Annotated in this window: 23 protein-coding genes; 9 read left to right on the top strand and 14 right to left on the bottom strand. The window is 67.5% G+C overall.

From position 1 onward, the window contains the following. Positions 1-4: 4 nt before the first annotated feature. Positions 5-1,612: a carboxylesterase/lipase family protein gene (locus QFZ29_RS02925; RefSeq protein WP_306892756.1), complete on the bottom strand. Its 1,608-nt coding sequence runs from the start codon at positions 1,610-1,612 to the stop codon at positions 5-7. A 120-nt stretch (positions 1,613-1,732) separates the two neighbouring features. Between QFZ29_RS02925 and QFZ29_RS02920 the strand changes: the two genes are divergently transcribed. From QFZ29_RS02920 to QFZ29_RS02910, 3 genes are all read left to right on the top strand, one after another. Further along, on the top strand, positions 1,733-2,347 hold the full coding sequence (locus tag QFZ29_RS02920; RefSeq protein ID WP_306892755.1) for a dihydrofolate reductase family protein: 615 nt from the start codon (positions 1,733-1,735) through the stop codon (positions 2,345-2,347). A gap of 155 nt (positions 2,348-2,502) precedes the next feature. Continuing rightward, positions 2,503-2,823, top strand: coding sequence for a hypothetical protein (locus QFZ29_RS02915; RefSeq protein ID WP_306892754.1), 321 nt, complete (start codon positions 2,503-2,505; stop codon positions 2,821-2,823). Positions 2,824-2,842: 19 nt separating this feature from the next. After that, positions 2,843-3,865, top strand: coding sequence for a 1-aminocyclopropane-1-carboxylate deaminase (locus tag QFZ29_RS02910; protein WP_306892753.1), 1,023 nt, complete (start codon positions 2,843-2,845; stop codon positions 3,863-3,865). Between the two features lie 27 nt (positions 3,866-3,892). Here the strand turns inward: QFZ29_RS02910 and QFZ29_RS02905 are convergent, their stop codons facing one another. The 8 genes from QFZ29_RS02905 to QFZ29_RS02870 all read right to left on the bottom strand — a co-directional run bounded on the left by QFZ29_RS02905 (position 3,893) and on the right by QFZ29_RS02870 (position 13,561). Beyond that, positions 3,893-5,416: an ATP-dependent DNA ligase gene (locus QFZ29_RS02905; protein WP_306892752.1), complete on the bottom strand. Its 1,524-nt coding sequence runs from the start codon at positions 5,414-5,416 to the stop codon at positions 3,893-3,895. Positions 5,417-5,580: 164 nt separating this feature from the next. Continuing rightward, positions 5,581-6,201, bottom strand: a complete 621-nt coding sequence (locus QFZ29_RS02900) for an alpha/beta fold hydrolase (protein ID WP_306892751.1) — start codon at positions 6,199-6,201, stop codon at positions 5,581-5,583. Beyond that, complete coding sequence (locus QFZ29_RS02895) at positions 6,202-6,399, bottom strand: esterase/lipase family protein (protein WP_306892750.1); 198 nt, start codon at positions 6,397-6,399, stop codon at positions 6,202-6,204. A 321-nt stretch (positions 6,400-6,720) separates the two neighbouring features. Further along, entirely contained in the window at positions 6,721-7,410 is a 690-nt protein-coding gene (locus QFZ29_RS02890) for a cellulose binding domain-containing protein (RefSeq protein WP_306892749.1), read from the bottom strand. Positions 7,411-7,413: 3 nt separating this feature from the next. Beyond that, complete coding sequence (locus QFZ29_RS02885; protein WP_306892748.1) at positions 7,414-11,478, bottom strand: alpha-L-arabinofuranosidase C-terminal domain-containing protein; 4,065 nt, start codon at positions 11,476-11,478, stop codon at positions 7,414-7,416. Beyond that, a complete protein-coding gene (locus QFZ29_RS02880; RefSeq protein ID WP_306892747.1) occupies positions 11,451-12,137 on the bottom strand; it encodes an immunoglobulin-like domain-containing protein in 687 nt (228 codons plus the stop codon). The genes QFZ29_RS02885 and QFZ29_RS02880 overlap by 28 nt, the downstream gene beginning before the upstream one ends. A 247-nt stretch (positions 12,138-12,384) precedes the next feature. Then, positions 12,385-12,573 carry a hypothetical protein gene (locus QFZ29_RS02875; RefSeq protein ID WP_306892746.1) on the bottom strand — a complete coding sequence of 63 codons (189 nt, stop codon included), beginning with the start codon at positions 12,571-12,573 and terminating at the stop codon, positions 12,385-12,387. After that, positions 12,560-13,561: a LacI family DNA-binding transcriptional regulator gene (locus tag QFZ29_RS02870; RefSeq protein WP_306892745.1), complete on the bottom strand. Its 1,002-nt coding sequence runs from the start codon at positions 13,559-13,561 to the stop codon at positions 12,560-12,562. The genes QFZ29_RS02875 and QFZ29_RS02870 overlap by 14 nt, the downstream gene beginning before the upstream one ends. 274 nt (positions 13,562-13,835) lie before the next feature. Between QFZ29_RS02870 and QFZ29_RS02865 the strand changes: the two genes are divergently transcribed. The 5 genes from QFZ29_RS02865 (at position 13,836) to QFZ29_RS02845 (ending at position 19,206) form a co-directional block, all read left to right on the top strand. Then, positions 13,836-14,663 carry a carbohydrate ABC transporter permease gene (locus QFZ29_RS02865; protein WP_306892744.1) on the top strand — a complete coding sequence of 276 codons (828 nt, stop codon included), beginning with the start codon at positions 13,836-13,838 and terminating at the stop codon, positions 14,661-14,663. Further along, complete coding sequence (locus QFZ29_RS02860) at positions 14,660-15,463, top strand: carbohydrate ABC transporter permease (RefSeq protein WP_306892743.1); 804 nt, start codon at positions 14,660-14,662, stop codon at positions 15,461-15,463. The genes QFZ29_RS02865 and QFZ29_RS02860 overlap by 4 nt, the downstream gene beginning before the upstream one ends. 7 nt (positions 15,464-15,470) lie before the next feature. Continuing rightward, positions 15,471-17,489, top strand: coding sequence for a glycoside hydrolase family 43 protein (locus QFZ29_RS02855; RefSeq protein ID WP_306892742.1), 2,019 nt, complete (start codon positions 15,471-15,473; stop codon positions 17,487-17,489). Positions 17,490-17,491: 2 nt separating this feature from the next. Continuing rightward, positions 17,492-18,793 carry an ABC transporter substrate-binding protein gene (locus QFZ29_RS02850; protein ID WP_306892741.1) on the top strand — a complete coding sequence of 434 codons (1,302 nt, stop codon included), beginning with the start codon at positions 17,492-17,494 and terminating at the stop codon, positions 18,791-18,793. A gap of 125 nt (positions 18,794-18,918) precedes the next feature. Beyond that, positions 18,919-19,206, top strand: coding sequence for a DUF1905 domain-containing protein (locus QFZ29_RS02845; RefSeq protein WP_306892740.1), 288 nt, complete (start codon positions 18,919-18,921; stop codon positions 19,204-19,206). Between the two features lie 15 nt (positions 19,207-19,221). Here QFZ29_RS02845 and QFZ29_RS02840 read toward each other — a convergent pair whose 3' ends face one another. The 5 genes from QFZ29_RS02840 to QFZ29_RS02820 form a co-directional block, all read right to left on the bottom strand. Beyond that, a complete protein-coding gene (locus tag QFZ29_RS02840) occupies positions 19,222-19,590 on the bottom strand; it encodes a PLD nuclease N-terminal domain-containing protein (protein ID WP_306892739.1) in 369 nt (122 codons plus the stop codon). 62 nt (positions 19,591-19,652) lie between these two features. Next, the gene (locus QFZ29_RS02835; RefSeq protein ID WP_306892738.1) at positions 19,653-20,390 is read right to left on the bottom strand and encodes an SDR family NAD(P)-dependent oxidoreductase; all 738 of its coding nucleotides are present in this window, start codon (positions 20,388-20,390) and stop codon (positions 19,653-19,655) included. A gap of 14 nt (positions 20,391-20,404) precedes the next feature. Continuing rightward, on the bottom strand, positions 20,405-21,289 hold the full coding sequence (locus QFZ29_RS02830; RefSeq protein WP_306892737.1) for an LLM class flavin-dependent oxidoreductase: 885 nt from the start codon (positions 21,287-21,289) through the stop codon (positions 20,405-20,407). A gap of 69 nt (positions 21,290-21,358) precedes the next feature. Then, the gene (locus tag QFZ29_RS02825; protein WP_306892736.1) at positions 21,359-21,841 is read right to left on the bottom strand and encodes a hypothetical protein; all 483 of its coding nucleotides are present in this window, start codon (positions 21,839-21,841) and stop codon (positions 21,359-21,361) included. Between the two features lie 63 nt (positions 21,842-21,904). Then, complete coding sequence (locus tag QFZ29_RS02820; RefSeq protein WP_306892735.1) at positions 21,905-22,678, bottom strand: alpha/beta fold hydrolase; 774 nt, start codon at positions 22,676-22,678, stop codon at positions 21,905-21,907. A gap of 102 nt (positions 22,679-22,780) precedes the next feature. On the opposite strand from QFZ29_RS02820, the gene QFZ29_RS02815 reads away from it, so the two are divergent. Further along, positions 22,781-23,227, top strand: a complete 447-nt coding sequence (locus tag QFZ29_RS02815; RefSeq protein WP_306892734.1) for a hypothetical protein — start codon at positions 22,781-22,783, stop codon at positions 23,225-23,227. Positions 23,228-23,264: the final 37 nt, after the last annotated feature.

The raw sequence follows: 23,264 nt of genomic DNA, 5'->3' as shown, positions 1-23,264 counted from the left end.
AGCGTCAGCCCGCCAGTGACGGGATGAACCGGTTCCAGGCCCGCCGTCGTTCGCGCCGCGGGTCTGATTCGATGCGATCCTCGGCGTCGACGATGAGCGTGGACCTCGTACGTTCCTCGTAGCGCGGCCACGTCTCGGCCGGGATCCCGTCTTCGGCGAACTGCAGCCAGAGCGCGCGCATCCGCTCGCCGGCCGCCGCGTAGGCCTCCTGCCCGCCGAGCGACGTCATGATGCGGGCGAGCGGCTCCTCCGTGCTGTCGAACAGGGTGAACATCTCGATCCCGTGCGTTGCGTTGAGGCCGAGGATCTCGAGCAGGCGCGGCGCCATGTCGAAGCGGTACGACCAGACGGGCGCGTACCGCGAGTGGAAGTCCGCCACCCGGGTGCTCGGGTACCAGAAGCCGTAGTCACCGCCGAAGTCGGCGCCTGCTCGCAGCCCGGGCAGACCGGGATAGGCGTCGCGCATCGCCTGTTGCGAGCTGACGGGCGCGCGTTCGAATAACGCGTCGATCCGCTCGGGCGTGCGCGGCAGGATGTCGACGCGGCCGCGGAAGATCGAGCCCTCGCGATCGTTCGTCCCGATGATGAGCGGCACTCGATGAGCACGGCCGTCGCGGATCGCCCGAATCGGCAATTCCGGCAGGAACTCCCCGTCGACGACCGGCGCGAAGCAGAACGCGCCGGGGTAGGCATCCGGAATGCTCGCTTGCAGGGTGACGGATGCCGCGACCAGATCGTCGACCGGAGCCTCCGCCAGCAACTGCTGCGGCGAGAGCAGCGCGCGCCCATCGGCTTCCGCGTCGCCGTCGACTGTCTCACGCGCACCGACGACATCTCGCAGAATGTCGACGTACTCCTGCGCCCAGCGGGAGGTCACCGCCGGCCCGTAGACGGCGGTGGGCGGTGGGCTCTGCGCGATCGCGCGAGCGAACAGCCCCCGCGCAGAAGGCGTGGCCATAAGCGTGGTGACGGCATTGCCGCCCGCGGACTCGCCGAACACCGTCACGTTCTCGGGGTCTCCGCCGAAGCCGCTGATGTTGTCCTGCACCCAGTGCAGCAGCGCCACCTGGTCGCGCAGTCCGAGGTTGTTCGCGAACAGGCGTTCCGCGCTCGAGTAGGCGGTGAAGTCGAGGTAACCGAGCGCCCCGAGCCGATAGTTGAAGCTCACGAATACGATCCGCCTACTCTGCACGAATCCCTCGCCCTGTCCCGAGAAGTCGCGCGACGACCCTGCGCTGTAGCCGCCGCCGTGGATGAAGACCAGCACGGGCAACAGCATGGAAGCCGCGTCACGGATCGGCGCCCGCACGTTGACGGTGAGGCAGTCCTCGTCACTCGGGACCACGGCTGAAGGTGGACGGATGAGCCGATACGAGAACGGCTGCGGCGCGATCGGGCCGAACTCGGACCCGTCGAGGACGCCCTCCCAGGGCACGACCGGAGCCGGGGCCGCGAATCGCAACTCCCCCACGGGCGGCGCCGCATACGGGATGCCGCGCCAGGCGAGCAGGCCGTCTTCGAGTACGCCGCGAACCATTCCCCCAGTGACCTGAACGTCGAGCTTTTCGTCGAGCGAGCGGTTCGGTGCGATGACTTCCGCACCCTTGTCCACTCGCCCATTGCAGCACGGGTTGCCGGTTGCACGACAGGGCTTGAAAATTCAGGCAACTCGCGAAATATGTAAGGAGGCGGATGTCGATTCCGCCGTCTTGCGCATGCGAAGGAGCAGCTCATGGGAATCATCGCCGTCGACCTCTTCATCACCCTCGACGGGGTGTACCAGGCGCCGGGCGCCCCCGACGAGGATCGCGAAGGCGGCTTCGACTTCGGCGGATGGCAGGGCGCGTACTTCGACGACGAGTCGGGTGAGTCGATCGGCGCCGGCATCGATCGGCTCCAGGCGCTGCTGCTCGGCCGCAAGACCTACGACATCTTCTCCGCTTACTGGCCGAACGCCGGCGATGATCCCATCGCTGTCAAGTTCAACGCGGTGCCGAAGTTCGTGGCGTCGCGCACGCTGACCGACCCCAGCTGGGCTGGAACGACGGTGGTGACGGATGTCGCGACCGAGGTGGCTGCGATCCGCGACCGCTTCGACGAGGTCCACGTCTTCGGCAGCGGCGACCTCGTGAAGACCCTGCTCGCGGAGCACCTCGTCGACCGGCTGAACCTCTGGGTCTACCCGATCACCTTCGGCACCGGCAAGCGGCTCTGGACCGACGGCCTCGTGCCGTCGGCCTTCAGGCTCGTCGAGCCGCCCACGGTCTTCCCGAAGGGGGCGATCTCGCTCGTCTACGAGCCCGCGGGCGAGCCCATCACCGGAATCGACATCTCCAAGCTCGAGTAGAGGGCGTGCAGAATCAGGAACAAGCGACCCGCGACGCACGCTTCGGGCGCGAATCGCCGCACTGACCAAGCCCGACCCGAGCAGGCATCCTGAATTCTGAAGACAGCGGATGCCGCGTCTTGTCGTCGAGGCATCCGCGGCCGTAACGTCGACCCATGGACGATCGAGCGCGAGGACGCGAGGTACTCGATGAGATCGCGCCCGACATCCTGTCGAAGCCGGACACCGCGATGAGCAGGATGTTCAACTCGGAAGGTCTCTCGGTGCGTGGCAAGATCTTCGCCTTCGCCTCGAAGTCCGGCGACCTCGTCGTGAAGCTGCCCGCCGAGCGCATCGAAGCGCTCGGCCTAGACAACATGGTGATGGCGGGCAGCCCGAGGCGCGAGTGGGCCGTCGTGCCGCTCGCCGACGGCGTCGATCGGTGGCGCACGATCACCGACGAGGCATACGCCTTCGTCGACTCGATCACGCCGTAGCGATCCGAAGGAGACTCCCATGCCCCTCGCCGACTTCCCCCGTCACCAGCTGACGTTCGGCCCGAGCCCGGTGCATCCGGTCGACCGGCTGAGCGCTCACCTCGGCGGCGCCCGCGTCTGGATGAAGCGGGAGGATGTCTCGAGCGGCCTCGCCTTCGGCGGCAACAAGACCCGCAAGCTCGAATACCTCGTGCCCGATGCGCTTGCCAAGGGCGCCGACACGCTCGTGTCGATCGGCGGGGTGCAGTCCAACCACACCCGTCAGGTCGCGGCCGTCGCCGCGCACCTCGGCATGAAGGCCGTGCTCGTGCAGGAGCACTGGGTCGACTGGCCGGATGCCGTCAACGACCGCGTCGGCAACATCCTGCTGTCGCGGCTCATGGGCGCCGACGTGCGGCTCTCCCCCGCCGGGTTCGGCATCGGGTTCAAGGAGTCGTGGCGCCAGGCCATTTCGGATGTCGAGGAATCGGGCGGCACTCCGTACCCGATCCCCGCCGGCGCATCCGATCACCGGCTCGGCGGCCTCGGTTTCGCGAACTGGGCGCACGAGGTGGCCGCGCAGGAGGCCGAGCTCGGGGTGTTCTTCGACACGATCGTCGTGTGCTCGGTGACCGGCTCGACGCACGCCGGCATGATCGCCGGCTTCGCCGACCTCGAGCAGAACTTCGGCGGGCGGCCGCGGCGCGTGATCGGCATCGACGCGTCGGCGAAGATCGACGAGACCCGCGACCAAGTGACCCGCATCGCGCGCAACACCGCGAAGCTCATCGACGTCGGCCGCGACCTGCGCGACGACGAGATCACGGTGCTCGAGGGTTGGGCGGGCGACGAGTACGGCATCCCGGTCGAGTCGACCGACGCGGCGATGCGCCTCACCGGCCGGCTCGAGGGTGTCATCCTCGATCCCGTCTACGAGGGCAAGTCGATGGCGGGCCTCATCGACCTCGTCTCGAGCAGCGAGATCCCGAAGGACTCGAACGTGCTCTACGCCCACCTCGGTGGACAGCCCGCGATCAACGCGTACAGCGGGCGATACCACTGAGCGAGCGGATGCCGCGTGCCGGCCGACTCACGTGCGCAGCAGCCCGCGCAGCGTCTGGATCGTGTCGGCCTCCTCGGGCCGCTTGTCGTCGCGGTACCGCTTGACGCGCGCGAACCGCAGCGCGATGCCGCCCGGGTAGCGGCTCGATCCCTGCACGCCGTCGATCGCGATCTCGACGACGGTGGTGGGGTCGACCCACACGGTGTTCTCGGTGCGGCGCTTCTCGATCTGCGGGAAGTACTCGGTCTGCCACTTGAGCAATGCGTCGGTGAGGCCCTTGAACGTCTTGCCCACCATCACGTAGCCGCCGGGCTCGCCGAACTCGCCGGTCGGGTCGAGCGCGCCGAGGTGCAGGTTCGAGAGCCAGCCGGTGCGCCGCCCCGAGCCCCACTCGCACGCGAGCACGACGAGATCGTAGGTGTGCACGGGTTTCACCTTGATCCAGCTCGAACCGCGCCGGCCCGCGGCATATGTCGACCCGATCGCCTTGACGACGACGCCCTCCTGCCCCGCAGCGAGGGCCTCGCGCGAGACGCGCTCGGCGACCTCGGGGTCGGCGGTCACCTCGCCGGGGATGCGATAGGCGGCCGCGATGCGCTCGAGCTCGGCGAGGCGCGTCGCGAGCGGCTCGTCGAGCAGGTCGCGCCCGTCGACATGCAGCACGTCGAAGAACCACGGATGCAGCAGGGTCGCGCGCGCGGCATCCGCTCCGAACCGCGACATCGTCTCTTGGAACGGCCTGGGCACGCCGTCTTCGTCGAGCGAGAGGGTCTCGCCGTCGAGGATCACCTCGTGCACGGGCAGGCCACGCACCACCTCGACGACCTCGGGCAAGCGGTGGGTCACATCGGCGAGGTTGCGGGTGAAGACGCGCACATCGTCGCCCGCGCGATGCACCTGGATGCGCGCGCCGTCGAGCTTGTATTCGACGGATGCCTCGCCGGTGGTCTCGAGCGCCGCCGCCGCACTCGACGCGGTGGCCGCGAGCATCGGCAGCACGGGCCGGCCCACGACGAGCCCGACCGCCTCGAGCTCGGCCTCGGTGCCCGTGAGCGCGAGCCGGGCGGTCTCGCCGAGGTCGCCCGAGAGCATCGCCGCGCGCCGCACCACGCCGCCCGGTCGATCGGACGCGCGCGCGATCGCATCGGTGAGCACCCCCTCGAGGGCACCGGTTCGCATCTCGCCGAGGAGCACGCGAGCGATGAAGCCCTGCTCGCGCTCGGTGGCTCGCGCCGTGAGTTCGCGAAGCTCGCGGCTGCGGTCGCCCGATGACCCGGCACCGGATGTCGCGGCGAGCCGATCGAGCATCGCGTCGAGCTCGGCGACGGTGACGGTCGCTGCATCCGCTGGCTGTCCCATCGCGGCGCCGACCGATCGCCAGCCGACACCGACGCGCCCCTGTCGCGGCTTGCCCACGAGGAAGCCGACCGCGGGCGCGATCTCATCGGGCTCGAGTCGGCGCAGCAGCTCGGCCAACGCGTCGACCTTCGCGAGTCGCGACCGGGTCGACGCGACGGTGTCGGCAGTCACCACGAGTTCGTCGAGCAGCACGGGGCCAGTCTGCCACCGGCGGCCGACATGTGGGGATGTCGGGCCGCGGGCGTACGCAAGAGTACTTCGCCACGCGCACCTCCGGTACTGGCACATGATCGGCGGGCCCAGCGCCCAGTCGCGCGTCCGTCACAAGCTCGGCAGGATGGTCGCCGTCGATGCCCCTAACGGGACGTCGCGTGCTTCTGGGCCCAGTCGAGCGCGAAGTCTGCGAGGGCCTCCCACTCCGGGATCGCGGGCAAGAGATGCGGTCCGTCGAACTCCACGATCTCGGTCACCGTGTTCGACTCGTAGTGCTTGACGTTCGAATGGCCCACCTTGGGCGGGAAGAGGGGATCCTGTTTCCCAGAGATGAACAGCAGGGGCGGCCGAGCGTCGTTGTGGTAGTCGACGTAGGTGTCGTCCTTGCCGGGGTGGATATTGGCGAGCGCGCTGCCCCAGAAGATCCTGCCGGAGGCGGGGATGTGGTAACGCTCGTACAGGGCCAGCGACTCCTCCTCGCTGAACGTGTTCGCGAACACCTCGTACCATTGCTCCGGCGTCAAGCCGACCGCTCGATGCCGGTTCGTTGGGTTCTTCAGGATGGGGAACGAGGACTTGATCTGAGAGAGCGGGATCACCTTCACGCCCTCGGTCGGCGCCGAATTGATCACCACCCCTGCCGCGCCGAATCCATGGTCGAGCAAGATCTGGGTGAACGCCCCGCCAGCCGAATGGCCCATGATGATCGGCGGTCGGTCGAGTTCTCCGATCAACTTCTCGAGCATGTCGAGGATCTCAGACACCTAGAGTTGCTCGATCGGTGTCGGATCCGCGCGGAGCGCCTCGACCTCAACCTCGAAGCCCGGGTACGCGGGCGCCAGGACGGTGTAGCCCTTGGCCTCGAAATGCCGCTTCCAATGCTCCCAGCTGCGCGGCGTGACCCAAAAGCCGTGGATCAGCACGACCGTGTCGGGAGCAGTGCGGGATGGAGAAGTGTCCATGAGAGCCTTCCTTCGGTCCGCATTCATGAGCGTCATGTCACGCTTGGAGTATTTGTCGAGAAATGCTCGACAAAGCAATATCATCCTCCTTTGATGTGGCTTCCGGTAGGCCGGCGACAGACACCATCGTTTCTTGATCGTCGGCACCTCGCTCAACCGCAGCTCGCGTTCTGGCCTACATCGGCCCACTTGTCTAGCGGTCGGCTGGCCCTGTCGCAAACGACCGATTTTGACGCGCTGACCCGCCCATCCGGTCCTGCAACCGCAGCGTCGGCCCCGAGCGGAATTCCGCTCGGGGCCGACGCTGCTGGCTGATCGCTGCTACTTCACCGTGCAGGCGTCGCCGTTCACGCTGAACGCGGCCGGTTCGGTGTTCCCACCCCCGTTCACCCTCCCGTTGAACCCGAGCCCGACGGTCTCACCGGGCTGGATCGTGCCGTTCCACGGGAGGTTGTTCGCCGTGACCGCTGCGCCGTCCTGCTGCCACCACGCGTCGTGGCCGTTGCGCAGCGTTTGCTTCCCGGCGAACTCGAACCCGAGCTCCCACGCGGTGTACGGCGCGTCACCGGTATTCGTGATCGTGAGGTCGGCCGAGAAGGCCTTCTTCGAATCCCCTTCCACGGTGTAGCTCACCTCGCAGCTCGGATGCGGCTTCTCGCTGAGCGACAGGAACGTGATCGAGTACGCCGGGAAGTCGTAGCTGAACTCGTTCCCGCCTCCCGACCACTCGCGATCCACGGGAACGAGGTTCTCGGGATCGGCCTTCGTGTTCATGTCGCCGGGCGCCCCGACCATCTCGGTCACGGCCACCTCGTCGGCGATCTCCAGGCCGCCCGCGACCGACACCTGCGTGCGCGCCGTCGAACCGGTCGGGTTCACGACCTTGAGACGAAGCTCGCCGGTCTCGGCATCGCGAGTGACCACCTGGTAGAGGCCCTTCGCTGCGGGCTCGGTGTAGCTGAGCTGCAGCACCCCGTCGAGGTAGAGCTCGATCGTCGAGCCGTTCACCACGATCTACGCGTGGTAGTCACGCCCGGTCTCGACGCCCTTGCCCTCGAGTGCCGCGACCTCGCCGGCCGAACCGCCGGCGGCGTGCTGCAACACCGAGCGGGTGTTGTTCCAGCCGCCGAGGTTCCACCAGTAGAAGTCGTTCGGACCGCCGGCCGCGAAGCCGATGAGGAAGCCCTCTGCTCCCGACGTCTTGCGGGCGTCGAGCTCGAGCGTGTAGTTCGACCAGTCCCGCGCGTACGCGTCGGGGCTGAGCGAACGGGCATCCGTGGTCGTGGCCGACGACTGCACGTACTCGCCGCCCGTGACCGCCCACGATCCAGCGACCGGGGCCCACGGGTCATCCGTGCCGTCGAACGACTCGGCGTAGAGCTCGTCGCCCGTCGCGTTGTCGGTCACCCGCACGTCGTCGTAGGCCGCGCGCGTGTTCCACGTCGACAGGAAGACCCCGCCGTCGAGGTCGGATGCGGCATCCGCTTCGGTGTGGGTCGACGGAACCACCTCGTCGCCGACGTTCGTCATGAACATCTGCTGCGTGTAGTAATTCACCGAGCCCCACGACTCGTCGTTGTCGAACCACATCATGTCAGGCGCCCACTGCACGTGGTCCTCGTTCGCGAACATCGGCGCGTAGGAGGCGAGCTCCACGACGTCGGAGTTGCGCTCGAGACCCGTCATGTAGGCCGCCTCCGAGAGGGCGTTCGCGAAGGTGTTGCCGCGCGACGCGTACTCGCCGAGGAACACGTGCGGACCCTCGCGGTCGTACGAGTCGTACCGCTCGGAGTTCTGCAGGAACCATGTCGGGTCGTTGTAGTAGTGCTCATCGACCATGTCGACGCCCTGCTCGCGGTTGAACTGCCACAGCTCGTCGAAGCGAGCACCGGTGTCATCCGGTCCGGAGTTCGAGATGATCGTGACATCCGGCCACGCCGCCGCGACCGCGTCGCGGAAGTGCGGGAAGTTCGCCTGGAACGTGTCGGTGTTCTCCTCGTTGCCGAGGCCGATGTAGCGCAGGTCGAAGGGCTCGGGATGTCCCAGCTCGGCGCGCTTGGCACCCCACTCGGTCGTCACGTCGCCCTTCGCGAACTCGATGAGGTCGACCGTGTCCTGCACCCAGCGGTCGATGCGCGCCTGGTCGGTCATCTCGGGGATGGTGCTGCCGCAGCCGTTGGCGCCGACGGACACCACGGGCAGCGGCGTCGCGTCGAGGTCTTCAGCCCACTTCAGGTACTCGAGGTAGCCGAGGCCGTACGACTGGTTGTAGCCCCAGAAGTTCCAGTTGGTCGGGCGTTCCTCGACGGGGCCGATGGTCTCCTTCCACTGGTAGGTGCGACGGCGGTCCTGGCCGTCGGACTCGAGGTACGTGTTGAACGTGCCGACGTTCGTGACGCATCCGCCGGGGAAGCGCAGGAACGACGGGTCGAGTTCGGCGACCTTCTCGGCGAGGTCCTTGCGGAGCACGCTCGGTCCGTTCACCGGCCCGACCCAGGTGTCGACCGGGAAGAGCGAGACCATGTCGAGCTGCAGGGAACCCGCGGCGCCGCTGAGCAGCACGAGGCGCCCGGCATCCGTCGTCGCGTTCGCCGTGAGACGCACCTCGACCTTGCGCCAGGTGTCGTCGCCGGCCACCTCGACCGTGCCGAGCGCGAACTGCGTGGTGCCGGCCGTGTTCTCGACCGCGACCGTGAGCTGCTGCGCCGTCGCGGACCGGGCCCATACCGAGAAGTCGTAGCTCTCGCCCTCCTCGAGCGCGAAGCCCCGGTTGAACCCGATGTTCCGCACGCCGACGCCCGCACCGTTCGCCTGGATGGTGAGCGACGCACGGTTCGAGTCGTTCAGCCAGCGCGCACGGTCGGACCCGACCGCGATGGTTCCGGTGGCGCCTCGCTCGGCCTTCTCCCAGGCCGTGAGCCCGTTGAACGCCCGGTTGTCGGCGGTGTTGAACTCGAAGGAGCGGTTGCGTACGAGCTCGGCGTAGATCCCGCCGTCGGCCGCGTAGTTGATGTCCTCGTAGAAGATGCCGTAGAGGTCATCGCTCATCTCGGTGCGGGGTGCGTCGGTGTCGATCTCGATCGTGTGATCGGTGATCTCGACCGGCACGATCGTGAGCCGTGCGGCATCGGACTCGCCGCCGACGACGAGCGCGCCGTCGTCGCCGAGCACGATGAACCGGCCGTCGACCGTGTGCAGGGCGGCCTTGCTGCCACCGACATCCGTCAGCCGGAACGCGGTCGCCTCGGCGTCGCCAGCACCGAGCACGAGCCGGTCGCCGTCGACGATGAGCGGGCGATCGCTCGCCGAGTCGCGGATCACCACGGGACGAGCAGCGGATGCCTCGCCACCCGCGTCACCCTCGACCTCGGTCGCCGTCAGCGCGAGCTGCGCGAGCGGCCGCGTGCCGTCGAGGCGGAGCGCGCCGCCGTCACCGGCCGTGAGGTGGCGGGTGTCGCCGGATCCCTCGAACGTGAACATGCCCTCGGGCACGATGTCGGCACCCTCGGGCGCCACGAGCGCGAAGTAGTCGAACCTCACCTCGTGGCTCGGCGCGGAACCGGCGGCGAGCGCGTAGAGGCCGATGCGGGCGGCGTCGAATCCGACGGTCGCGCGCGCGGCTTCGGCCCACTCGTGGCCGGTCCAGTAGCTCGTCACGATCACGTCGCCGGTGCGCTGCACCCGCAAGTACTCGTGCGTCGATCCGGGTCGCGGTGTGAAGGTCGAGCCGTAGACCGCGCCCTGCTCGACGCCGTTCTCGATGATGGTGGGACCGCCCGGAGCGAAGCTCACGTTGGTGAGGCCCGCGCGCACGTAGTTGTCGAAGTCCTTCATGACGAGGAGCCCTGCGCCCTGGAAGTCGCGGCTGACCGCGCCGGTCACCGAGGTGAACGCGGTGAAGTCGCCCGCGGGCACGTCGACGAGGAACACGTTCTTGGCACTGTTGTCACCTTGGTAGGTGTCGCCGCTCTGCGAGTGCACCGTGAGCGCGCCGGGGTTCTCGGTGAGCGACCACGTGTCGGGCGCTTCGCCCTCGATGGCCCAGCGGCTGTCGAGCGTCTCGCCGTCGAACCCGTCGACCCATGCGTCGGCGGGAAGCTCAGGAGCCCCCGCCGTCTCGACCGTCACGGTCGCGGAACCCTCTGCGCCGCTCGCCGCGCGTGCGGTGATCGTCGCGTTGCCGTCGGCGATCGCGGTCACGACGCCCGCTGCGTCGACGGTGGCCACGGATTCATTGCTCGAGATCCAGGTGACGCTGCGGTCTTCCGCGGTCACTGGCGTGACGGATGCCTCGAAGGCGGCCGTCTCGCCCGGTGACAACGTGGCCGAATCCGGCGTCACGGTCACGCCGTCGACGAGCGCGTCGGGCTGGTAGGTCTCGAGGAGCAGCTGGTACTCGCTCGCCGTGACCGGAAGCACCGTGCCGTGGCGCGGGCTCTCTGGGAGCTCGGCGTCGGGCACCGCGGTCCACGCGCCGCTCGCGAGGTCGGAGCTCTCGAAGAGCATGTACCCCTCGCCGCCGTGGTACGACGGCTGATCCTGCAGCAGGTACCACGAGTCATCCGTGTTCGACTTGAAGACCGAAGGTCCCTCGCCGTTGGTGAAGGTGCCGCCCCAGGGGTTCGGCTGGCCGACCCCGATGTGCTCGGCGATGAGGCCCCAGCCGTCGCCGTCGACGACGCCTTGGGTGCGGCGCAGCTCGGTCGACTGCTCTTCGCGGACGGTGAAGTCCGACTCGTCCTTGGTGAAGCGGTAGTAGACGCCGTTCTCGAGGGCGACGGTCGAATCGATCATGCCGCGGCCTGCGCCCTGCGGTTCGTCGATCCAGACCTGCGGCTCCGAGAAGGTGACGAAGTCACGGGTCGTCGCGTACATCATCCGCTGGTAGCTCGTGCCGATGTCGCGCTGGTCGGCGGGAAGGTCTGCGGGGTAGAGCGCCGAGGCCCAGTACACGATGTACTCCTGGTTCGCCTCATCCCAGTACGCCTCAGGGGCCCACGTGTTGCCCGCGTTCTCGGGCGACACGACGATCTCGCGCTGCTCCGACCAGTTCACGAGGTCGTCGGACTCCCACACCATGATCGAGCGGCTGCCGGTCTCTGAGCGGTGCCGAAGTCGCCCCCGCCGTAGATCTTCAGGTCGGTTGCGAGGAGGAAGAAGCGGTCGCCCTCGGGTGAGCGGATGAGGAATGGGTCGCGCAGGCCCTGCTCGCCGAGGGTCGAGGCGAGCACGGACTCGCCGTCGTTGAGACTCATCCACTCCTCGGGGTCGTTGCCCTCGCTGGCAGCGAAGTAGATCTCCTCGCCGTCGGGGGTGGACTCTCCGACGAAGTGCGGGAAGAAGTAGGCGGCGAGCGGCTCGTCCACGGGCGCCGGGGTCACCGTCGCGACGTAGTCGTGCGTCGCGGTCGAGTCGCCGAAGGTCGCCGTCACCCGGAGCGTCACGGTGGCGGGGTCGGACCCGTGGGGCGGCCGCTCGACGAGCCCGTCGGCCGAGATGACCGCAGGGTCGCTCGAGATCCAGGCGAGCGAGGAGCCGCCGGATCCGTTCGCGGGGAGCGTGATGTCGCCACGCACGTCGTCGAGGTTGGGGATGTTCACGCCAGACGCGTCGCTCGCGGCGACGTCGGCCGGTGCGGTGACGGCGGTTGCGACGATCGGCATGGCGACGGCGGCGGCCGGCGCGAGGATGGCGAGCGTGAGCGCGGCGCACAGCGCGACGCCCGACTGCCTGCTCATCCTTCGTCGCCGGTCTGACTGTTCGGCCACCGGCGGTGAAGCAGTGGTGCTGGACCTGGTCATCTTCGACCTTTCTCTCGTCTTCGAGGAGGGCGCGCTCATGCGAACGTGGCGACGGCATCGCCTGCCGTCGCCACGCCACGTTCGCATTGTGAGCGCTAACATGTGAACGCTAACAGCGCGGCCGGTTTCGCGCTAGAGGGAAATTGCGAGAGCAGCGGGATGCGGTCCGAATCGCGTATGCCGCTCAGGACTCGGGGAGCGGGCGCGGCGCAGCAGAGCTCTCGCGGATGACGAGCTCGGGAAGCGCCGACGACGTGCGCCGCACCACCTCACCGCTCATCGCGCCGCGGAGCAGCTCGAACGCGCGGGCACCCAGGCCCCCGAAGTCCTGTCGCCGACCATCGTCTTGATCGTCGCGGTCAAGCGCTCTCACGTATCACGAGCTCGTGAGGGAGCACATGGCGGCCGATCGGTTGCTCCCCGAGGCGGGTGATGAGCTCGAAGACCCGGTCGGCGATGACTTCCGGGCCCGGTCCGACGGTCGTCAGTGTCGGGACGGTGTATCGGCCCTCATCGATGTCATCGAAACCGACCACGGCTACGTCGTCGGGCACCGTGATCCCATTCACGGCGAGGGCGTGAAGTGCCCCGAAGGCCAGGGAGTCGTTGAAACAGAACAGCGCGTCGACCTCGACCCGCTCCGCAAGCATCTCCTCCACAGATCGAGTGCCCTCGGCCCGGGAGAAGTGGCCGACCTCGCGCAGGAGCGCCGGATCGACGGCGATGCCGGCATGCACCAGCGCCTCGCGATAGCCGAGCACACGAAGTGTCGATGAAGCGTTGGCACCGGAACTCTGAATACCGATCGCCGCGACCCGGCGACGCCCCTGGGCGATGAGATGCTCCACCGCGGCCCGCGATGCGGTGACGTTGGGCATGCCGAGATGCACGATGCTCTCGTCGAGGAGCACGTCGGCCTGCTCGCCGAGCAGCACGAGCGGCGCTTTGCTCCGTCGTGCCCCGAGGTCCTCGTCCGTGAGGCCCAGTGGGCTCAACACGAGTGCGTCGATGGATGGGAGCCCCTCGCCCTCGATCAACCCACGCTCGACGTCGCGGTCGCCGCCGGTGTGGTTGATGAGCACCGTCCGACCGTGCTTCTGCGCGGTGCCGACGAAGGAGGCGGCGAGCTCCGCGAAGTACGGCTCGCGAAGGTCGGGCACGGCGAGCGCGAGAAGACCGGTACGCCCATGCCGGAGCTGCCGGGCTGCGAAATTGGGCCGGTAGCCGAGTTCGCGAATCGCCTCCTTGACGCGGGTGCGAACCTCATCGCTGACCCATCCCGTCTCGTTGACGACGTTCGAAACGGTCTTCGCACTCACGCCAACGGCCAGTGCCACGTCGCGCAGGGTCACGCCCGCCATTCGAGCTCCTCTTGTCGCCGAAAGTCCACATTCCGAGCAGAAGTCCGACCCGTGGGGCTTTCGCAGCATAGCGTTTCGAGGCATCTTGTTCAACGTTGAACTATGGGATAGCATCTTGCTCGATCATCCGTCATTCAACGTTGAACGATCCCCCTGCGGCTCCCTCCCGAGTCCGCCAGCGTTGACATCACCCTGGCGGGGCACTGGGAAGAGAGAGGCCGGGTTGAACTCGATATTGCGACGGGGTAGCCCGTATTTCTACATCCTCCCGATCGTGGTCCTGGCCGGCGCGCTCATCTACTACTGCATCGGTTTCTCTGCCTACGCGAGCCTGACCGATTGGAACGGCCTGACCCGGATGGACTTCGTCGGTGTCGCCAACTACGCCGCTCTCATCGAGGACCCGACCTTCTGGATCGCACTGCGCAACAACCTGGTGTTCATGGTCGCGACCATCGTCATCCAGGCCGTCCTCGGTCTGCTGATCGCCGTCATGGCGAAGGAACGTCTTCCCGGCAGCAATGTCTACAAGGCGATCTTCTTCCTACCCATCGCGATGGCGCCCGCAATCATCGCCACGGTGTTCAAGTACATGCTCGAGGCGAACTACGGAACGCTCAACGAATCGCTTCGCGCGCTGGGACTGATCGGCCCCGACACGGTGATCCAATGGCTCGGCAAGGACCTCGGCATCTGGTCGATCATCCTCATCAACGTCTTCCAGTGGATGGGGTTCTCGATGATGACCTATTACGCCGGCCTGATGTCCATTCCCGACGAGCTCTACGAGGCCGCGATGATCGACGGGGCGGGCTGGTGGCGCCGCCTCGTCAGCATCACGATCCCCTCGCTGCGAGGCACCACCAGCGTGCTGGTGATTCTCGGCATCGTCGGATCACTCAAGACGTTCGACATCGTCTGGCTCACCACCGGCGGCGGGCCCGGTGTCTCGACGCAGTTCCTGAACACCTTCCTCGTCCAGTCACGCGCCGACCGCGAGGCCGGCTATGCCTCCGCGATCGGCGTCGTGATCCTCGTGCTCGCGTTCGCCCTGGCGATGCTCCAGATCCGGGCATCGAACCGTGAACGGAGCATCCGATGAATGGGACGAAACGCGTGGGACCGCGCATTGCGATGTACACGACGCTGACCTGCCTTGCAGCGATCTGGCTGTATCCGATCGGCCTCGCGGTCTACAAGTCGGTGAGCGTCGGGGGCTGGGAGAACTACGCCGTGGTGCTCACCCATCCGACGTTCAGCTATTGGGGGGCGGTCGGCAACAGCTTCCTGATGGCGGGAGCATCTGCGATCGTGATCGTGCTCATCGCCTCGCTCGGCGGGTACGCGTTCTCGAAGCTGCAGTTCCCGGGCCGTACGGCGATCTACTACGTGCTGCTCGCGTGCCTCGCGGTACCGGTGGCGTCAGTCGTCACGCCTCTGTTCTTCACTGTCAACAACCTCGGACTGCGCGACAGCTACTCCGGGGTCATCGTCCCGCTCGTCGCGTTCAACGTGATGATCATGCTCATGATCATGAAGAACCACTTCGATTCGCTCCCCGACGAGTTGCTCGAAGCGGCCAAACTCGACGGGTCGAACTCGTTCGGGACCTTCTGGAGGATCCTGATGCCGCTCAGCGGCTCGAGCCTCGCGAACATCGGCGTGCTCTCGTTCGTCTATTCATGGAACGAGTACCTGCTTCCGACCCTGCTGCTCAGCAGCCCGGAGCGGTTCCCCGTCACCCAGGCGATCTCGCTGCTCGAATTCGACCGGATGAGCCAAGAGCAGATCTCCCAGCTCTACGCAGGCCTCATCCTCATGACCGTGCCGTCGATCCTCGTCTACCTGGCGAGCCAGCGGTTCCTGCAGGCCGGCGTCACCGCCGGCGCCGTCAAGAGTTGAGGCGACGATGACCCTTCCCATGCGCCAGTACGAGCTTCCCCGGCTCGACGCGCGCTCCTACCGGAACCCACTCAGCTACGCCGACGGCATCCGTCGTACCAATCCCGACCCATTCGGTTTCAAGCACCGCGGGCGCTACTACTGCTACTCCACGGACGAGCACGGTGTGAACGTGAGCCGCAGCGATGACCTCGTGACGTGGGAGCACCACGGCCACGCGCTCCAACTGCCGGGACGTCGCAACTTCTGGGCACCGTGCGTCTTCTACGACGACGGGACCTTCCATCTCTACGTCTCGAGCGTGCCAGAGGACTCGGAGGACCCGCACGACGAGCGGCTCATGGTCGCGGTCAGCGATGATCCGCTGGGCCCTTACCAGTACGTCGCGACGTTCTTCGACAAGTTCGCGATCGATCCCCAGGTGGTTCGCGACATCGACGGTCAGCTCCACATGTTCTACTCGACGAACGACGTCACGGGCCTCAATTCCGGCGATGCCGGGACGTCGATCCTCGTCGATCGGATGGTCGACGCGGTGACGCTCGCCGGAGAGCCGAGGCCGGTGATCCTGCCGACGCTGCCCGAGGAGGTGTATGCGGTAGACCGATTCGGTGACGGGCGGGACTGGCACACGGTTGAGGGCGCCACATACCTGCGCCACCGAGACCGCGCGTACCTCACGTACTCGGGCAACGCGTACGTGCGCGAGAACTACTTCGTCGGTTACGGACGTGCCACCGCGGATGCCTCGATTCACGATCTCGTGTGGTCGAAGTACCCGAGCGACCACGACTACCACGCTCTGATCCGGCGCAACGATCGCGTCGAGGGCACCGGACACAACTCGATCATCGTCGCTCCGAACCTGATCGACCCGTGGATCATGTACCACGGCCGGGAGGCCGACGAGGAGCTCATCCCTGGCGTGGAGCAGCGACTCCTGCGTATCGACCCGCTCTTCATCGACGGCGACACTCTCGACACCAACGCCCCCTCATCCGAACCTCAGGATGCGCCCGCCCTTCCCGATCTGCGCGACGCCTTCGACGACGCACGACTCGGCGATGACTGGGTCATGCTCGACGGCACGTGGGCGAGCGGCGATCGCGCCACGACCACCTCCGCCGATCAGCCACGTTCCCTCGCCGTGACCGCCTTGCGATTCGAGTCATACCGGGCGGAAGTGGACCTCGCGGCCGTTCTCGACCACGCCGGCGCACGCGTGGGCATCGTCCCCATCTACCTCGACCGGAACGAGTTCGTCGAAGTGCTCCTCGACGCCGGTCTGGCGAGCATCACCGCCAGGCACGTGCGCGGCAACGTCGGAGTGCCGCTTGCCAGTGCGTCGCTTCCCCGCTTCGACCTCACCAAGTTCCACCTGGTCGGCGTGCAGCGGCTCTTCGACCGCGTAACGGTGCAGCTCGACGGTATCGACGTGCTCACCTTCCGCGCACCCGAAGGCCCTGCCTCGTTCGGGCTCACCGCCCATCAGACGGCCGCGCGCTTCTCAGGTTTCAGCCTCACGCACCACCTCGAGCTGTGGGGCGAGAGCCTTGCGCTGCTGCCACGGATCTACGCCGCCAGCCGCCAGGTCGACGTGACGCTCGACGGTCTTCCCGCGCTCGGCGGAGAACTCGAACTCGTCGCCCTCGACGACCGTGCAGGTACGGTCACCACTCACGACTTCGAACTGATGAGCAGCGCTCGCGGCCGGATCCGGTTCAGCCCCGCATGGCTCGACGAGCGAAACCACCTGCTCGTCGAGGTGGATGCGTCAGGACTCCGCGTCATCCGTGTGCGCGATGGCGAGCCCGATCAGCTCATGCACGCGCCGCTCGCCGAGCGGCGCTTCAGCGTGCGTACGACGGTGATGGCCGACCAGGTCGCGGTGCACGCCGCGGGCCGGGGTCTGGTCGTACCGATGCGTACGACCAGATCCTCCCAGCGGATGACCCTCCTCGCCTCGCGCCTGCGAGCCTACGAGGCGACCTCATTCAACCCGACCCCCCAAAGAGAAGAAGGATGACTGTGTTCACGACAACAAAGCATGCAAGGACGCTGCTCGCCGGCGTCACCCTCGCGGTCGCCGGAGGCCTCGTGCTGACCGGCTGCGCCGCCGAGCCCGAGAGCTCGGACGGCACCGTCGAACTGACGTTCCAGACGTGGCTGCCCACACAGGACCAGTGGCCCGACATCATCGCCGCGTTCGAAGCGGAGAACCCCGGAATCAGCATCAAGTTCGACCGGGATGAGGATTACGACGCCTACCGCACCAACCTCGACAACGCCATCCTGGCCGGCGAGGTGCCCGACCTCTACGGCATTCAGGTCGGTGCCTCATTCGACGACTACTCCGAGTTCGCGCTCGATACCGACGAATACGCGAGCGACTGGATCGACAAGGTGAACGGTGCTGCGCTCGAACAGACCACCAACTCCGACGACGTGGTCGCCGCCGTGCCCATCCTGCTCGGTGGCATGGAGTACTACCTCTACAACAAGACCCTGCTGGATGAGCTCGGGCTCGCGCTGCCCACGAACTACGACGAGCTCGTCGCGGTGAGCAAGGCAGCTAGCGCGGCGGGCTACTCGCCCTTCGCCATGGGTGCAGCCGACACCTGGCACGACGCGGACTTCTTCGTCTGGCTGAGCAACCAGTTCGGCGAGGGCGGCGACATCTATCGGGCCGCCGGCGGTGAGATCCCATGGGACTCGGCGAGTCTCGTCGCGGCAGCAGAGCGGTGGCAATCGCTCTTCACCGACGGCGTCTTCCAAGACGCCGCGACCACCGTCGCAACGTACCCGAATGCGCGAGACGACTACTTCCTGGCCCGTAAGAGCGTATTCTTCCCGACCGGCTCGTGGCACGTCGGAGCCGCCCTGTCGACGAGTCCCGAAGTGCCGGGCAGCGCGGTCGAAGCTGATGAGATCGGTTTTGCGGTGTTCCCCACGGTCGGCGAACAGGACGCCGGCGTGACATCCGGAGTCGACTTCGCGCTCGCGATCAGCGCCGACTCGAGCCCCGAGAAGCAGGAGGCGGCAGCCAAGTTCGTGGAGTTCCTCGCTGTCGGCGCCGGCCAGCAGCTGTGGGTGAACACGCTGCAGGGGTTCCCTGTGGCCGAAGGCGTCACGGTCGAGCTCGGCGACGGCGAGAGCGAGCTCGCGAAGCAGAGCGTCGACCTGACGACCGAGTCACTGCAGGCGAGCGAGTATGCCCGCAAGCTGCTCGCGCCCGGTCGTGACTCGCTGGAGAACGACTTGGGAATCGTGCTGCAGAACATCGCCGACGGTGCCGACCCGGCGACCGAGCTCGCCACCCTGAACGAGTAGTTCGAGCACACTTCGACGGCCTCCGGGTGTTCACTCCGGGGGCCGTCGTCGAGCACACGGTGGCGGTCTCTGTCGCTGACGCGCATCGGCGTGACGGCGCGGGGCCGCCGCCGTATCCTGAGCGGATGGAACTGGCGTTCAGCGGCGAGCTGTGGTTCTGGAGAGGTCCGGCGCCCTGGCACTTCGTCACCGTGCCCGACGAGGAGTCGGAGCTGCTCGAGTCGATCTCCGCGATGGTCACCTACGGGTGGGGAGTGGTTCCCGTCGCGGCGCGCATCGGAGACAGCGCATGGCAGACCTCGCTATGGCCGAAGAACGGCGGGTACATCGTTCCGGTGAAGACGTGGGTTCGGAAGGCCGAATCACTCGACGTGGGAGACGTGGTCGACGTGCGCCTCACCGTGCGCGCCTGAGTCGGGGCCCGTCGATCAGGCGGTCGGTTCGCCGTCGGCTTCGCGCTTGAGTCGCTCGAGCTCGGCACGCCGACGGTAGTACTCGATCTCACGATCGAGGTCGGCGAGCTGCTGCTCGGTCGAGCTGGTGTCGGTGCTCGGCAGCGGGATACGCGTCTCGGCACGTGATTGGCGAACGGAGCCGAAGGCCTCGAACGGAGATGCGCCGGAGTACTCCCGCCCGATGGTGAACCACAGCAGTGTGCCGATGAGTGGGAGCAGGACGACGAGGATCACCCAGCCGAACTTCGGCAAATGTTTCACCTGCCCGTCGTCTCGCATGATGATGTCGACGAGCGCGAACACCATGGCGGCGAGCACGATGGCGGGAAAGATGACGGCCATGATCGCCAGCCTAAGGCGCAACACCGACTCTCCGTCAGGAATATTCGCCGGGGTGCATACAGTCAGAAAATCGCCTCGGGGTCGGGACCGAGCACCGAGCGTCCGCCGTCGACCGGGATGACGGCGCCGTTCACGAATCCGGCGGCGGTGGAGAGCAGGAACGCGACCACGTCGGCGACCTCACGCACGCTGCCCACGCGTCCGATCGGATGCAGCGACGCCATCTGGCCGTCGACCTCGGGGTGTGCCGCGCGGAGTGCCTCGTAGCGCTCGGTGGCGATCGAGCCGAGCGCGACGACATTGGCGCGGATGCCGGCCGGACCGTGGTCGACGGCGACGGCCCTCGAGAGTCCCTCGATCGCGGCCTTCGCGGTGGCGTAGGGCAGCGCTCCGCGCACCGGCCGCTGCGCTTGATGCGACGAGACGTTCACGATCGCCCCGTTACGGCCATGCTCGGCGAAATGACGAACGGCGGCGTGGCATCCGGTGACCGCCATCGCGAGATTGGCGGTGATGAGTTCGAGGATGTCGCGGGCGTCGGTGTTCAGCAGACCGGCGTCGCGGAAGATCGCGGCGTTGTTGACCCATCCGACGAGTTCGCCCGCGTCTTCCGCTCGGCGAGCGGCCTCGGCAGCGACATCGGGATCAGCCGCGCTTCCTGACACGAGCTGCACGCGATCGGGGAGGTGCGTCGCCGTGCCGGTGTCGATGATCACGACGTGCCCGGTCTCGGCGAGGCGATCGACGATCGCGCGGCCCACTCCCCCGAGTCCGCCCGTGACGACATACGAGACCGCCATCTCTGCCTCCTCGTCTACGCCACCGACGGCGCCAGCTGCCGCGAGACGTCGCCGACGTGGCGCATGAAGCCCTCGAGGTCGGGTTCGTCTGAAGTCGACTGCAGCACGACGGCATCGGCGCCGGCTGCGAAGTACTGCTCCGCGACTTCGGCGACATCGGAGGCGTCGCCGACCGCCGCGCGTGGTCCATCGTCGAGCACGTTCGAGCGCGCGAGCTCGCCGTTCACGCGTTCGCGCGCCTCGCGGCCACCGAAGCCCGCGATCACGTAGGCCACCACCTCGTTGCGCCCATCGCGGCCAGCGGCCGCGCGCCCGTCGGCGATCATCGACACGGCCTCCGCAACGCGGGCCACCGAAGTGCCGCCGACGAGAATGGTGGCATCGGCGGTCTCACCGGTGAGACGCAGCGTCTTGGGCCCTTCACCCGCAGCGTGCACCAACGGCACTGCTGCGGGTGGCCAATCGAGTCGAACGCCCTTGAGGGAGACGTACCGGCCGCTCGTCGTGACCTCTTCGCCGGCGAGCAGCTGACGCAGCGCCGGAACGTACTCGCGCATGAGGGTGAGCGGTGAGGCCACTCGACTGCCGGTCTGCGCCATCCATCGCTGCACGCCGTGCCCGACGCCGGGCAGGAGCCGGTCGGGGAACAGCCGCGCGATCGAGGCGATCTCCATGGCGGTGACGGCGACATTGCGCAGCGGCATCGGCGCGACGCCGATTCCCACCTTCAACCGCTCGCTCCATGCCAGCGCCGCGGCGACGGTGCCGAAGGCGGACTGCTGGAAGCAGTCTTCCCAGAGCCACAGCTCGGGGACGCCCGCCTCCTCTGCTGCTTCGACCACCGGCCGCAGCCGCTCGGGCGGGAACTCGGGCTGGAAGATCGCTCCAATGCGTCGCATCCGACCATGCTGCCAGCACCCACTGTCGCTGCGCTGCCCATCTTCGGATTCGTCGGCGATGGGAAACACCTAGTCCTCCGGCAGCACCAAGACCAGCCACGCGCTGACCGCACCGCCGACGAAGCCGACGAGGGCTGCCGCAGCAAGCAGGAACAACCCAGCTTCGAGGCCGAACACGAGGACGAGCCCGCAGAGCCCGATCAGCACAGCCGTCGTGATATTCGGGTTGACACGGTCCAGAATCGGTCCCAGACGTCTGCGATCAGCGCCGCTCTGGGCCCTGCGGTTGAGAATCACATGGGCGGTCGTCATCAGCATCGAGACGGCGAAGAGCTCAACGCCGAGCATCCACCGGGCAGGGTTGGGCACGGCAAGCAGGATCGACGACGCCAGCAGGCCCAGAAAGATCGTGAGGGTCTGGGCCAGGCGTGACCGCACCGCCCCCGACCGAGAGACGAAATCGGCTCGAATCGACACCGCGACGAAGAGCAGCCCGACCAGGGCGGCCGCCGCGCCACCCATGATCACCGAGAACTCCGCCCACGTGTCCATCAGGCCACGATAGGCGACAGGGCGCCGCACGTGGTCTCGATACGCGTCGCGGTGCGCGCGGCGCTACTCGACCACCGTGGTGAGCGAGCGGTGCCACGCGTCGACGGTGTCGACGAATCGATCGGGCGCCTCGAGGTGCAGGAAGTGTCCGTGCCCGCTCCACGTCTCGACGCGCGATCCGGGCGGCGCGGGGAGCATGCGCTCGCGCGATGCGCCCAACTCGGTGGAGTGGATCGCGAGCACCGGCTTGGTCCGCAGCGCCGCGGCGCGCTGCGTGGCAGCCAGGAATCCGATTGCCTCGGAGTCCAGGTACTCCGACCGCAGGTACCGCGCGATGACGGCAGGGTGGGTGGCACTGAGATCGGCCAGCAGCAGATCCCCAGTGGCGGGCGGCAGGGTCGGGGCCGCCGACGCGAAGAAGTCGTAGACGGCGGCATGGCCCTGCGTCTCGATGAGCGAGGCCCACTCCACCATCCCCGAGTGATCGGTGTCCGAGGCGCCGTACGCCGGGTCGATCACGACCTCGCCGAGCACCGACTCCGACTCCATCGCATGCGCGAGCAGCGTCACCTGAGCCCCCATCGAATGCCCGACGAGCAACACCGGACCGACCTGCGCGCGGAGTGTCTCGGCGAGCATCGACGCCGCACCCGGGATCGTGGCGGTGCCGCCGTCGGGCGCTCCGGGCGAGCCGGGAAGCCGCACTGCCACGACCGGACCACGGGCTTTCGCCCGAAGTCGAGACACGATCGGATCCCACGCCTCGGCCGAGCCGGCCCAGCCGTGCACGAGCACGATCGGTGTCGTCGAGGCATCCGCCGTCACTGAGCTCTCCATTCGTCGAACGATGACTCCACCTTGCCGCAACGCGCGTCCGAAGCGGAACCGCGCCGGCGTGATCGCATGGCATTCTCGAAGCGCATGAGAACGGAGTCATCGATGCCACGCATCCGCATCACGAGGACTGTAGCGAAGGCCGTGTACGTCGCCGCGGCCGTCACGTCAGTGATTCTCGTCGGGCTCACCGCGAACGTACTGTTCAGGCCGCCGAGCGGACTCGTGGCGGCCTCGCTGGCCTGGGTGATCGTCGTCGCGGCCGGTACGCGCTGGTTCCGCGGTGAGGATGAGTCCGTCGAAGCACCGCGGGTCTGGTGGCGGATGACGGCGCTCCCCCTGATGGGCTATGTGCTCGCGGCGATCTTCCTGCTCAATGCGGGCACGCAGGCGTACGTGCTCGTCACCGTCGGCGCAGGGGCTCTCGCCGAGACCGGTGACCTCTGGCCGGCCGTCATCGCACTCAGCTGCTACGGCCTGATCGCCGCCGCGTACCTGCACTCGTCGATTCGGCTGCCGCTCGGGCACGGCGACACCGGCAACGCCCCATAAAGCACCTGCACCGCCGTGACCTGAAGACGTCGAACGC

It is taken from the genome of Agromyces albus (assembly GCF_030815405.1).
GTDB classification, from domain to species: Bacteria; Actinomycetota; Actinomycetes; order Actinomycetales; family Microbacteriaceae; genus Agromyces; species Agromyces albus_A.
Note: the sequence above shows the minus strand (reverse complement) of the source record. Positions and strands in the feature narration are given on the sequence as shown.